Here is a 14048-nt window from a genome sequence, read left to right on the forward strand (position 1 = left end):
GCCGGAGTTTTCTCCGGCTTTTTTGTTCTTTAGGGAAATCAATTAGTTTTGCTTGAAACTGTTTTTACATCAATGATACACCACGCACAGCGCTTTGTCGATGTTATTCTGCCACTTCCGTTGCCGGGAAAATTTACCTATTCGGTGCCGGAAGAGATGAATGGAGAATTGCAGCCGGGCGTGCGGGTCATTGTGCAGTTTGGAAAGAAAAAGTTCTATTCAGCATTGGTTCACCGAATCCACAACGATGAGCCCACCGGATACGAAATCAAGTCCGTAGAAACGATACTGGATAAGCAACCCGTCGTTCATCCCGAGTTGTTTGAATTTTGGGAGTGGATTGCCTCGTACTACCACTGCTCACTGGGCGAAGTGATGAAAGCTGCTCTTCCGTCCGGACTAAAACTGGAAAGTGAAACCCGGGTGATTTTCAACCCGGAATACGAGACTGACAAAGATGAACTGTCTTCCCGGGAACACCTTCTGTTGACTTTTCTCCGTAACCGAAAAATATCCTCTGTTTCCGATTTGAACCGTGCCGACCAGAAAGGCAACGCCTATTCAGTCATCAAATCGCTGTTGAACCGGGGTGCCATTTCGGTAGAAGAATCGCTTCGCTCCGGCTATAAACCACGAACCGAAACATATGTCCGCCTGGCCGAAGAATATTCCGGCGAAAGCCAGTTGACAGAGTTGGTAGATGACTTGTCGCGTGCTCCGAAACAGCAGGAATTGTTGATGCGTTTTCTGGAATACACGCGTTTTGGTAGTGTTGAAGCATTGGAAGAATACAACAAAAAACTTCTGCTGAAGAAGGTCGGAACCACGACTGCCACACTCAATACCCTCATCCAAAAAGGAATTTTTGAATCGGTTGAAAGACGCGTCGATCGCATCAGTCAGTATGCCGGGAATATCCGTGACGGTTTTGAGCTGAGTCTGGCACAGGAAAAGGCTTATACGGAAATCGAGCAACACCTCGAAGATAAACAGGTCACCCTGCTCCACGGCATCACTTCCAGCGGCAAGACAGAGATTTATATCCGTCTCATTGAAAAATATATTCAGGAAAAGAAACAGGTTTTGTACCTGTTGCCCGAAATCGCCCTGACGACTCAAATTGTGCAACGATTGAATCAGGTGTTTGGCGACAAAGCCGGAATTTACCATAGTCGCTTCAACGATGCCGAGCGAGTAGAAATTTGGAACAAAGTGCTAAACTTCAATCCGGAATCGGACGAAAACCAGTACCAGGTTATCATCGGGGCACGTTCGTCGGTTTTTCTTCCTTTTCGGTTTCCTGGATTGATCATCGTAGACGAAGAGCACGAGAATTCATACAAACAGTTCGACCCGGCACCGCGCTACCATGCCAGAGACGCAGCCATCGTGTTGAGCCATCTGACAGGCGCAAAAGTTCTGTTGGGAACTGCTACACCAGCCATCGAGTCGTATTACAATGCCCTAACGGGAAAATACGGCCTGGTAGAGCTTTCCGAGCGTTTTCAGCAAATTGAATTGCCGAAAATCCTCACTGCCGATCTGCGGGATGCATATAAACGCAAACAGATGCGCGGACATTTCACGCCTCTGCTCTTCGAGGAAATTGAAAAAGCACTGGAAGCAAAAGAACAGGTAATCTTATTTCAGAACCGTCGTGGTTTCGCTCCGTTTATTGAATGCAAAACCTGCGGCTGGGTGCCCAAATGCAAGCATTGCGATGTAAGCCTGACTTACCACAAACACAACAACTCGCTGGTTTGTCATTATTGCGGCTACACACTGCATCATCCGTCTAATTGCCAGGCATGCGGAAGCGCTGAAATTACCACAAAGGGATTCGGTACCGAGAAGATTGAAGATGAAGTTTCGCTTATTTTCCCTGATGCCCGGATAGCCCGAATGGACCTGGACACTACCCGTGCGCGGAAATCATTCGAAAAGATCATTCATGACTATGATTCAGGAAAAATCGACATCCTGATTGGTACACAAATGGTGACCAAAGGCCTCGATTTTCAAAATGTGAGTATCGTTGGAATTCTCAATGCTGACAATCTGCTCAACTATCCCGATTTCAGAGCCTACGAACGTAGCTACCAACTCATGGCACAGGTGAGCGGCCGGGCAGGCAGGAAACGCCGGCAGGGGAAAGTTATTATCCAGACATCGGAGCCCGACCACCACATCATTCAGCAAGTAATCGAAAACGACTATACCGGCATGTACAAAGGACAGCTGGCCGAACGAAAGCATTTCAAGTATCCACCTTATTACCGCCTGATTGGCCTGGTTTTAAAGCATCGCGACAAACGTGAACTGGAGCGCATTGCCAATCAGCTGGGCAGCATGCTTCGACGCTCGTTCCGCAACCGTGTGTTGGGACCGGAAGACCCGGTCATTAACCGGATTCAAACCTGGTACATCAAGCAATTCTGGCTGAAAATAGAACGCGATATTTCCATCGTCAGTGCTAAGAAAAAGCTGCAGGAAATACTGGACGAAGCCAAGACTCAACCGGGCAACTCGGGTGTCCAAATCAATATCGATGTGGACCCGATGTAAGTACTCTATTTATTATTATGATAATCATTTACAGTCTGAACAACTAACGTTCCACGCAAAAATGTTATCAACGTTCCACGCGTAGAATAAAATTATTTACTCTCTGGCTGTCTGACTATTATCATCCCTCCCGGATATTTACCTCCAAAAAATTGTTGATAAACGCGGCGTTATTAACAATCTATGCCCCCCGATTCCGTTCTACATTTATCTGTTTACATGTAAATTTTTAATTTTGACAAACATTCTTAATCCAAAACAAACGTAATGGGAAAGATTATTGCATTAGCGAACCAAAAGGGTGGCGTGGGTAAAACAACCACGGCTATCAACCTTGCGGCAAGCCTTGCTGTACTGGAGCAGAAGGTTCTGATTATCGATGCCGACCCCCAGGCCAACGCTACGTCGGGCGTAGGATTCGACGTTCGCAACGTTACCACAAGTATTTACGAATGTATTGTGGACGACGTCGATCCGCACAAGACGATTCTGAAAACCGAAACAGAAAATCTTGAACTTCTTCCATCGCACATCGATTTGGTTGGAGCAGAAATTGAAATGCTCAACCGCCCAAACCGGGAGATGGTGATGAAAAATGTTTTGGAGAAAGTCCGCGATGATTATGATTTTATTTTGATTGACTGTTCTCCCTCTCTTGGACTGATTACCGTCAATGCTTTATCAGCAGCCGACTCGGTAATTATTCCGGTACAGTGTGAATATTTCGCACTCGAAGGTTTGGGTAAACTGCTCAACACCATCAAGATCATTCAAAACCGGTTGAACCAGAAACTCGAAATTGAAGGTTTCCTTCTGACGATGTACGATGCCCGCCTCAACCTGTCGAACCAGGTTTACGAAGAGGTAAAAAGGCATTTCCAGGATATGGTTTTTGAAACCATTATTGCCCGGAACATCAAGTTGTCGGAAGCTCCGAGCTACGGTGTACCGGCTATTTCATATGATGCCAGCTCGAAAGGTGCTGTCAGCTACCTGAACCTGGCCCGTGAATTATTGCAAAACAACGAAATGACAAAACTCAACAGCAAACAAGCTGTAGAACAATAACTCGAACACTAATCATTTTTTAATTTCTGAATTATGGCCAAACGAAATGCTCTGGGAAGAGGACTGGGCGCGTTGATTGATGATGCCGATCAGGTAAGAGAAGCTACCTCGGTTTCCAATGAAGTTGAATTGTCGAAAATTCAGGCGAATCCTTTTCAGCCCAGAACCACTTTTGACGAAGAAGCGCTGGAAGAACTGGCAACTTCTATCCGCGAAATTGGTATCATCCAGCCGTTAACACTTCGGAAATTAAATGATGAGCAGTATCAAATCATTGCCGGAGAAAGACGTTTTAGGGCGGCAAAAATTGCCGGTCTGGACAAAGTTCCCGCGTTCGTCAGGGAAGCAGGTGATGAAGAGATGCTGGAGCTCGCCCTGGTCGAGAACATTCAGCGTGAAGACCTGGATGCCATCGAGGTAGCCCTCAGTTATCAACGACTGATTGAAGAGTGCGATCTCACCCAGGAAAGCCTGAGTGAGCGTGTTGGGAAAAAACGTTCAACGGTGTCGAACTATCTGCGCTTGCTTCGTCTGCCTGCCGTTATTCAAAAAGGCATTCGCGAGCAGGAAATCAGTATGGGACACGCCCGGGCATTGGTCAACATTGCCGAGCCTGAGACACAGGTGATGATCTTCAAGCAGATTGTCAAGTATGATTTTTCAGTCCGGAAAGTGGAAGAGATCGTACGGAAAATCAACTCCGATGATGGTGAAGGCAGTGCCAAACCCAAGAAGACGCAAAGTTTCCCCGAAGAGTACGGAGAATTGAAAACTCACTTGTCGAAATACTTCAATACCAGTGTCGATTTCAAAATAAATGACAAAGGAAAAGGGAAAATTGTGATTCCTTTTACCGATCCAAAGGAATTAGAACGGATCATTGGCATTTTTGACAGACTGAATTCCTAAATTTGTGTCGAAAATAAAGAATCGACATTTTGAAAAAATTTTTAACGGGGCTACTCATCATCATAGGCCTGCTAGGGAATAGCATAGCGAGCCAGGCACAGGTGCGGAAAGCGGTGAATGACAGTGTGAAGATTTCTGAAAGTCTCTATCACAAAAAGCATTCGCCGAAAAAAGCGTCAATATATTCGGCCCTGTTTCCAGGTCTTGGGCAGATATACAATAAAAAATACTGGAAGCTTCCAATCATCTATGGAGGCTTTGCAGGTTTGATATACGGATTTAGTTGGAACAATAATTTGTATAACGACTATTTTGAAGCGTACCGGACCATATCGCAGTACAGTAGCCCAAGCCAATTAACGGCACAGGACAAGGCATACCTCGACAAGTTTATCAATAATCCCTCGATTGATCTTACCAACTCCACTCATTTCAATTATGTGACCAAGCAATTGCAAAGTGGTAAAGATTTCTATCGGAGAAACAGGGATTTAACAATTATTGGTATGTTTGCATTGCATGTGCTAAATATCATTGATGCAAGCGTTGACGCAAACTTTTTCGATTATGACATCAGTGATGATTTGAGTATGCGGATCGCACCTGCTCCAATGAATTATTACGGCAGGCAAACAGTTGGCGTTAAGGTCAACATCAAATTTTAGAGAACGATATGATGGGAAAGTGGAAGAAAATTACATTGCTCGTGGCTTTTGCGGGATTAATCCCGGCGACACTGGTTGCCAAGGATGATTCCAAGACCAGCCGGGATTACGATTTAAAAAAGGCAAGGTTTATTGCCGTTACCAAACTCGACACTGTCGACAATGGTTACGACAAGACCTATACCCTCCCGAATGAAGATTTAAGCGAACTTGAAGCACAGAAACTCGATTCGATGGTCAACACATGGTATGTCCAGAATGCCTTCGAATTTGATAGTCTCAGTTACAATACTCTACCCGACTCACTGAAGAAAGCACTTCCGGATTCTGTTTACATCAACAGGCTTCAGGATATAAATTCGTACATCGATCTGTCTTTCAACAATACCGTCAAGAATTTTATCACGCTCTATACCATCAAACGGCGTGACCAGGTAAAAGTGATGCTGGGACTGGCCAATTATTACTTCCCGATATTCGAGCAGATTCTCGATAAATATAATCTGCCGCTGGAGCTGAAATACATGGCTATCATTGAATCGGCATTGAATCCGAGAGCTTTCTCCCGGGCTGGTGCCTGCGGTCTGTGGCAGTTTATGTACGGAACGGGCAAAATGTTAGGACTGGAAATCAATTCATTTGTTGACGAACGTCGCGACCCGGTGAAATCAACCGAAGCAGCGGCCAAATACCTACAGGATCTGTACAACATTTATGGCGACTGGCACCTGGTAATTGCGGCCTACAACTGTGGTCCGGGCAACGTAAACAAAGCAATCCGCCGTTCCGGTGGAGCCCGGAATTACTGGAAAATCTATTATCACCTTCCGCGCGAAACACGTGGTTACGTACCGGCATTTATTGCTGCTGCGTATGTAATGAACTATGCTAAAGAGCATCATTTGGCCCCTACTCAACCTTCGTTTGATATTGTAACTGATACCATCCAGGTTCACAATTATCTCAACTTTCAACAGGTTTCAGCGGTGCTGAATATTCCGGTAGAAGAGCTTCGTGATTTAAATCCGCAATATCGCAGGGACATTATTCCAGCGACAGCGAAAAAGGCATACACGCTGAAGATTCCGGCGAATAAAACTTCGGATTTCATCGATAAGGAATCGTTTGTTTTCGCTTACAATCGCGATAAATTCTTCCCCAACAACAAAATTGTTGTTCCCAGTCACCATTATTCCTACTTCACTCCGGGTGATGTGGCAGGCAAAGACAAAGTTTACTATACTGTGAAACGGGGAGATAACGTAGGTTTTATTGCAGAATGGTTCCATGTGAGAGCTTCCCAGGTAAGGTACTGGAATAACATTCACCGGAACTTGATTCGTGTTGGACAGAAACTGGTCATTTATGTTCCCAAAGGGAAAGGAGCACATTACAAGCAGTACAACTCGATGACCTTCGCACAAAAGCAATCGGGTAAAGTGCCTGGCAACAGGGCAGTTCAATCAACGGTAGATGTTGACGGTCCGTATACTATATACACCGTGCGCAGGGGAGACAATCTCTGGACGATTGCACGGAAATATCCGGGAGTTTCCAATTTTGATATCATGAAAATGAATGGAATCAAAGATGCGAAAAGCCTGAAACCAGGCCAACGGATTAAAATTCCAACGAATGCATAAAGCAAAATCAAATAAAGAATAAAGGGCTGGCAAACACCAGCCCTTTTCTTTTTTCTAATTCATTTTGCACCGGAGTAATTTTGGAGCACTCGAACTCCGGCGAGGTAAAAAGGCAATTAGAATAAAAAGGAGTATGTGCAATAATAACTTTTTATGTCCATACATACAAATTTTGAACTTAATTTTCAGAGTCATAACTCCTTTTCTTCCCATCACCATTTCCATTAAGAACCGTCAGCATCCTGCATTCTTTATTTCCTTCTCAACTCTAAGCTCCTTCCGGGATTTACAATTTTTTTAACATACTCTATTCTCCTGATCTGATGCAAACTCCTGTATCGGAATGACGACAAGAAAGTCCGTTTTCGGAGCATATTCATACAGGTTCTAAATATTTCTATACCTTTGTACCGCTTTCAAACAATGGGGTGCCTTAAATAACAGGCTGAGAACATACCCTTTGAACCTGTCCGGGTAATTCCGGGTAGGGAACATGTGTTACTCTACTCCCATTGGTTTTTATTCATCTAAAAACCGATTTAAAATGAAAAAAATTCTTGCTTTATGGCTGCTGCAGCTGATCTTCCTTTCAGCGAATGCGCAGAACACGTTGAACGGACGTGTGGAAAATGAAAAAGGCCAACCGCTCATCGGTGCCAACGTTGTTATTGAGAACACTTTTGTCGGGATGCCGACGGACCAAAACGGAGAGTTTAGTTTCAAAGATTTAAAAGCGGGTAATTACAAGCTGAAAGTTTCTTACCTGGGGTATCAACCCATTTCCCGGAAAATTACCGTTCCAGTAAAAGGAAAAATCACCATTACCATGAAATCTTCCGCGGTATTGGCTGATGAAGTAATTGTTTCGGCAACACGAGCAGGAGACAAAACGCCTGTCGCCTATTCCGATGTGTCGAAAAAGAGCATCAAAGAACAAAACATGGGACAAGACATTCCCTATTTGCTGAGCATGACGCCTTCGCTGGTGACTACTTCGGATGCCGGGGCAGGAATTGGTTATACCGGTTTCCGGATACGAGGAACCGATGCCAACCGCATCAATGTGACCGTTAATGGTATTCCGGTAAACGATGCCGAATCGCACGGTGTATATTGGGTAGACTTGCCCGACCTCGCTTCATCGCTCCAAAATGTGCAGGTTCAGCGCGGAGTGGGAACATCGACCAATGGTGCCGGCGCATTTGGCGCAACCATCAATATGCAAACCAACAATCTAAACAAAGAAGCTTACGCGGAAGTGAACTCTTCTGCCGGCTCTTTCAACACCTTCAAAAATACGGTGTCAGCCGGGACCGGCTTGTTGAACGGAAAATTCTCGTTCGATGCCCGGCTTTCTAAAATTACTTCGGACGGCTATATCGACCGGGGATGGTCCGACCTGAAATCGTATTACCTATCCGGAGGTTACTACACACCCAAATCGATTCTGAAAGTCAACATCTTCTCCGGTATCGAAAAAACATATCAGGCCTGGTATGGAATTCCGTCCGATATGCTGGCGACCAACCGCCGGTATAATCCGGCCGGCGAGTACACCGATGCGCAGGGGAAAGTGCACTATTACAAAAACGAAACCGACAATTACTGGCAGGACAACTACCAGCTGCTGTACTCCCATCGCTTCAATGAGCATCTTAATATGAATGCGGCACTGCATTACACTTACGGTCGCGGATATTACGAGGAATACAAGCCGAACCAAAGTTTCTCGGACTACCTGATGACGCCTCCAACCGTTGGTGGCACGCAGGTACAGTCAACCGATTTAGTGCGCCGGAAATGGCTGGACAATGATTTTTACGGAACAACTTTCTCGTTGAACTACGACAAGGGGAAAAATAGCATGACGCTGGGAGGTGCCTGGAACCAATACGACGGCCGGCACTTCGGCAAAGTAATCTGGGCTCAATATTACGGCGAAAATCCGATTAACCATCAGTGGTACTATTCTACCGGACTTAAGACCGATTACAACGTATATGGCAAGTTGAATCACCAGTTCACCTCTAGGCTCAATGCTTATTTCGATTTGCAATACCGGCATATCGGTTACAAAATCGATGGAAAAGACGATGATTTGAGGGATATCACTCAAAGTCACTATTTTGACTTCTTCAATCCCAAAGTGGGGCTTTACTATTCGCCAAACGACCAGAATAAGATGTACGCGTCGTTTGCAAAAGCCCATCGCGAACCGAACCGCAGCAACTACGTCGATGCCGATCCGAACGGTCCCATGCCTACCTCTGAAAATCTGAACGATTACGAAGTCGGCTATAATTACCGCTCCACGAATTTCGCTTTCGGTGTTAACTTCTACTTCATGGACTATGTCAATCAGCTTATCCTGACTGGCGAAATTAACGATGTTGGCTCAGCGATTATGACCAATGCTCCGGACAGTTACCGGGCGGGAATTGAATTAACCGGAGGTTGGCGAATTTGCAAGTCGCTTAGATGGGATGCCAATGCTACTTTCAGCCGGAACAAGATTAAAAACTTTACCGAGTACGTTGACGACTGGGATAACTGGGGACAGCAGATTTCCAACTACCTCGGAACAACCGATATTGCTTTTTCTCCGGATGTTGTAGCGGGAAGTAAAATCACCTGGCAACCAGCTAAGCCGCTTTCGGTGAACTTCTCGTCCCACTATGTCGGAAAACAATACATCGACAACACTTCGTCGGAAAACAGGAAACTCGATGCTTACTTTTTCAGTAACCTGAAAGCTGATTATCATATCCCAACGAACCTTTTCAAAGAATTAACCTTATCGGTTATGGTGAACAACATCTTTAACGCGATGTATTCAAGCAACGCGTGGGTTTACTCCTATTACGAAAATGGTGTGAGAAAGAAGATGGATGGATATTATCCGCAGGCGGGTATTAATTACCTGGTCGGGATTCGAGCCAAATTCTAAAATCTGAGGTAAAAAAGGAAATAAAAAAACCCGCTCGAGGCGGGTTTTTATTTTTTAGTCTTGATTGCCGTCACCAATGACAGCCTGAATACCTTCGTTTGTCAATACAAACTCTTTGTCTTCCTTAATGCAGAAACCTTTCTTCACATTCTTGTTCAGACAGTCGCTGGCATTAGAAAGCTTTGGAATTCCGGCAGCTTTCAATTTCTTGGAGATCATCGGTGTAGAGAATTTTTGGGTTCCCTGTGAGTGCAGATAAACTGCAGTCGCCAAAAATTTCCGCACCTGATTGTTATCGGCTTTTTTCTCTTTCAGGTAATCCAATAACGGATCACTTGATACAGGTTTTTTCGCCTTCACTTCGCGTGGTTTGCGACCACGACGTGCAACAGGACGAGCTTCTTCAGCTGCTACTTCTTCAACTTCTTCCCCTGCAGAAGCTGCTGCAACCTCGCCTCCTAAACTTAATAACGCCGGAGCGCGATCGAGAATACGTCCTAATTGTACTTCTACCCATTCCTTTTCACCCTCGCACGAGAAACGGAATGAACCTAATGTTAATTCAATTTTTGAGTCGGCCATTTTTTAGAATTTTAAAATATGCTGCTATCAGAAATGTGATAGTATTCAGAATACTATCGAGCCAAAATTACAATACTTATAGCTATGTTGCAAGCATTTTATTTTCAATGTTCGATTATAATAGCATTTATAACATATTTTAAAGCATGCCGATTCAAACCGAATAGGAGATTGAAAACCAACAACAAATACCAGTTCCCATTCTCACCAGGCCATGCATTCAATGCCCAAAAGCGTCGAAAGGTGGCTATTTGCTATAACTCCGACTTTAGTTATCATCCATTTGGTTCAGGATGTTTTCAACTTCTTCCTCCGTCTGATGCAACCGGTCTTTGCACACCTTAATCAGATAGGATACTCTTTTTACCTTATCGGAAAGCTCATCCACATCAAGTTCCTCACTTTCCATCTGCTCAAGTATCTCTTCTATCTCATTGACAGCCTCTTTGTATGATATTTTTTTCTTTGTCATGACTGATTTATTTTTTTGATGATTTATTTTCTTTATTTAAAACACGACTGGTAAATGTGCCGTCTTTCAACAATGTACGTACTTCGTCGCCTTCTTGTAATTGCGCTGTTTCTTTCAATGCGTTACCGTTATGATACGTAATCGAATAGCCTCGCTTCAGAATATTCAGCGGATTCAATAACTCCTTTCTCTTTTCTGCAAGTAACAAATGGTTCTTTTCAGCAGAAAAACGACTTTTCGATTGTCCTTTAAGCTTTTCCAACAGATTATCCAACTTCGACTTTCCCTCCTCCAGCTGATGAGCCGAAGCCCGGCTGATAAAATGGCGGTATTCATCGAGTTTGTAGCGATTATCATGAATGATTCGCCCTGATAATTCTTTTATCTCATCTTTCTTCCGGGATAACCGGTATTCATTGTTCCGCAAAATCTCACTAACAGAACTTTCCAGCTGCCAGCCATACCGGCTTAATTTCTTTTGCCGGTTAAACAACAATTGCTGAACCACGGGTTTCAACGTTTTCACAGCGCTATCGAGCCGCTGCCGGGATTCTGCCAGAATGTCTTCCACTGAATTGACAAACTCCTGTTGTAATTCATCCAGATGGACATCAAACTGCATGACTCCGGCAATCAGAAACTCGGCTACAGCTGTCGGTGTTTTCATACGCGTATGCGCTACCATATCGCTGATGGTGTCATCCTTTTCGTGCCCTATACCGGTTATCACCGGAAGGGGAAACTGCGTGATATGAAAGGCCAGTTCGTAATCGTCGAAACAACTTAAATCGAGCTGCGAACCTCCCCCGCGAATGATCACCACCACATCAAAGAAATCTTCGTACAGGTAAATATGCTCCAGTGCAGCAATAATTGATTCACTGGCCTGGTTCCCCTGCATCAGGGCCGGGAACAGATGTGTGTAAAAACGGTAACCGTAGGCGTTCTTATTCAGTTGATTATGAAAATCCTGATAACCCGCCGCCGTCGATGAAGAAATAACCGCTATTTTCTGCGGAACCAGTGGCAATTCCAACTCCTTGTTCATCTCAAATACGCCCTCGTCCTTCAACCGGTTGACCACTTCAAGCCGTTTCCGGGCCATGTCGCCCATTGTGTAAGTCGGGTCAATATCCCGAATATTCAGGCTGAAGCCATACAACGGATGAAACTCGACGGTGGCATTCACCAGCACTTTCATTCCTTCTGAAAGTGGCTGACCAGCCGTTGTCTCGAAGAAAGGCCGCAGCATTCGGAATGTATATGACCAGATGGTTCCGCGCGCCTGTGCCAGCACTTCATCAGAATCTTCATCCTTTTCAACGAGCACCATGTAGCAGTGTCCGCTCCGATTGACTTTCATTTCAGATATCTCGGCAATGACCCAGACAGCTGTCGGGAAAGCATCCTGAAGAACTCCTTTTACCCGATTATTTAGTTCAGATAGTCGTAATTTATTTTCCATTGATGAAGCCATGTGCGCCTTACTTCTTAATGAGTTTATGGTTCTCTGTTTCTCCATTTGTGATCACCCGCAGGAAATACAAACCTGACGGCAGTGAACCAAGATTTATCCATTGGATTCTGCCTGACAAACGTTCTTCCTTCAAAATTGTTCCTGTGCCGTTAATCAATATACAGGTAGCCGAAGTATCATCCAATAATCCCGACCTCTGGTACTCCAATCGAATGTTGTTGACAAATGGATTGGGAGACACTTTCCATTGCTCTTCCGGTTTATCTTCGGTTACTGTCTTCTGCAAAAGTAACGACGCCTTTTCGAAATCGGGAATTCCATATCCCAGGTAATTATCCGGCGAATCATACTGACTGGCACTTCGGATAACGGCATCGATTATTTCTGCCGGTGTTTTTTCCGGATATTCCTGCCACAAACAGGTAGTCAGGCCGGCGACAAGCGGAGAAGCAAATGAGGTTCCGTTTGACGTACCGAGCTCCTCCGGATATTTTTGAATCCAGGCATCCCAACCACAGGCAGCCACTTCCGGTTTAATGCGACCGTCAGCCGAAGGACCGATGGAGCTGAATCTTGCCCTCTCCCCTGCTATATTGACCGCCGCCATGCTCAAAATTCCGTTTGCATCGGCCGGCGCAACGATGTGCTGCCATGCATTATCTCCTTCATTTCCAGCACTGACGCAAACAATCATTCCTTTCTTTTCGGCCAGTTCCACAGCCCGCGTAATCATCAGTGTTTTTCCGTCAAGCTCATCGTAGCTGAAATTATATGCCGGATCATCAAAGTTGAAGTAGCCCAGCGAAGCGTTGATAACGTCGGCACCAATGCTGTCCGCCAGTTCCAAACCAGCAATATAGTTGTCCATCTCAACCGGGTATTCCGAATTCTCATCTTCTGTCCGAATGAGATAATAACTCGCATCCGGTGCTGTTCCAATCAATGTGCCGGGCGAATTCGCCGCCATAAGCGAAAGAACATTCATGCCATGCTGATATTCCTGGAAAACATCGGATTGGGGATTGACAAAATCACGAGTTCCCAACATTCGGTTTTGTTGAAAAAGTGAGTCGAATACCGCTAGCTGATTTGCCGCACGGAAACCGGCATCAAGAATTGCGATCAGCATACCTTGCCCTTTAAAACCATTCTCGTGAAGAATTTTCCCGTTCAACTGTGCTACCTGCTCGCTGGAATAACCATAGCTGTCGTCAGGTTCACCTTGTGCACTTTTTGTCGAAGGTGCTTTAATTTCATCCCACTTACTTTCAGCATTTTTCAATACATTCTCCGGTCTGGTTAGTTTTATCGAACGAACAAAATTCCAGTCCGAAACTCCGGCAGTGTCTTCGGGAGACACAACAGCAACTGTTGCAAAATTGAACCAGCGGGAGGTGTACAAAACTTTAAATCCGTGCTTCTTCAAACTATCGAGATACACAGCGGAGACAGGCAGATCGTATTCATCAATCGGGATATGGTACCGGATGCGACGCGAGAGTGCCCGTTCTGACAAAAAGCTCTCCGGATGCGACAAATCATAAGCTGAGCCAACTTTATCGGTAAATTCGATGCGATACCTTGCACCGGTACTTTGCGCATGAACCAACAAAGGGAGGTACAATAATATGATTAGCCAGGCTAGTTTCATTCGGGAGCTTTTCAGTAAAATTAATTTTTCCGGACAATGAAACAGAATTTTCGTCCATTCTTCTTTGCT

At 44.9% G+C, this 14048-nt stretch carries 10 protein-coding genes; 6 read left to right on the forward strand and 4 right to left on the reverse strand.

The genetic code is table 11. From position 1 onward, the window contains the following. The first annotated feature begins 72 nt into the window (after window positions 1-72). From priA to CLV93_RS01405, 6 genes are all read left to right on the forward strand, one after another. Window positions 73-2565 carry a replication restart helicase PriA gene (gene priA / locus CLV93_RS01380; RefSeq protein WP_106540378.1) on the forward strand — a complete coding sequence of 831 codons (2493 nt, stop codon included), beginning with the start codon at window positions 73-75 and terminating at the stop codon, window positions 2563-2565. Between the two features lie 267 nt (window positions 2566-2832). After that, complete coding sequence (locus tag CLV93_RS01385; RefSeq protein ID WP_106540379.1) at window positions 2833-3633, forward strand: ParA family protein; 801 nt, start codon at window positions 2833-2835, stop codon at window positions 3631-3633. 33 nt (window positions 3634-3666) lie between these two features. Continuing rightward, on the forward strand, window positions 3667-4542 hold the full coding sequence (locus tag CLV93_RS01390) for a ParB/RepB/Spo0J family partition protein (protein WP_106540380.1): 876 nt from the start codon (window positions 3667-3669) through the stop codon (window positions 4540-4542). A gap of 29 nt (window positions 4543-4571) precedes the next feature. After that, entirely contained in the window at window positions 4572-5207 is a 636-nt protein-coding gene (locus CLV93_RS01395) for a DUF5683 domain-containing protein (protein WP_106540381.1), read from the forward strand. Between the two features lie 8 nt (window positions 5208-5215). Continuing rightward, window positions 5216-6850 carry a lytic transglycosylase domain-containing protein gene (locus CLV93_RS01400; protein WP_106540382.1) on the forward strand — a complete coding sequence of 545 codons (1635 nt, stop codon included), beginning with the start codon at window positions 5216-5218 and terminating at the stop codon, window positions 6848-6850. A gap of 544 nt (window positions 6851-7394) precedes the next feature. Then, the gene (locus CLV93_RS01405; RefSeq protein ID WP_106540383.1) at window positions 7395-9797 is read left to right on the forward strand and encodes a TonB-dependent receptor; all 2403 of its coding nucleotides are present in this window, start codon (window positions 7395-7397) and stop codon (window positions 9795-9797) included. 54 nt (window positions 9798-9851) lie between these two features. Here CLV93_RS01405 and CLV93_RS01410 read toward each other — a convergent pair whose 3' ends face one another. The 4 genes from CLV93_RS01410 to CLV93_RS01425 form a co-directional block, all read right to left on the reverse strand. Next, on the reverse strand, window positions 9852-10379 hold the full coding sequence (locus CLV93_RS01410; protein ID WP_106540384.1) for a hypothetical protein: 528 nt from the start codon (window positions 10377-10379) through the stop codon (window positions 9852-9854). A gap of 268 nt (window positions 10380-10647) precedes the next feature. After that, a complete protein-coding gene (gene xseB, locus CLV93_RS01415; protein WP_106540385.1) occupies window positions 10648-10851 on the reverse strand; it encodes an exodeoxyribonuclease VII small subunit in 204 nt (67 codons plus the stop codon). Between the two features lie 7 nt (window positions 10852-10858). Further along, a complete protein-coding gene (gene xseA, locus CLV93_RS01420; protein ID WP_106540386.1) occupies window positions 10859-12328 on the reverse strand; it encodes an exodeoxyribonuclease VII large subunit in 1470 nt (489 codons plus the stop codon). Window positions 12329-12335: 7 nt separating this feature from the next. Then, a complete protein-coding gene (locus tag CLV93_RS01425) occupies window positions 12336-13979 on the reverse strand; it encodes a S8 family serine peptidase (RefSeq protein ID WP_106540387.1) in 1644 nt (547 codons plus the stop codon). Window positions 13980-14048: the final 69 nt, after the last annotated feature.

Source organism: Prolixibacter denitrificans (assembly GCF_003014495.1).
GTDB lineage: Bacteria > Bacteroidota > Bacteroidia > Bacteroidales > Prolixibacteraceae > Prolixibacter > Prolixibacter denitrificans.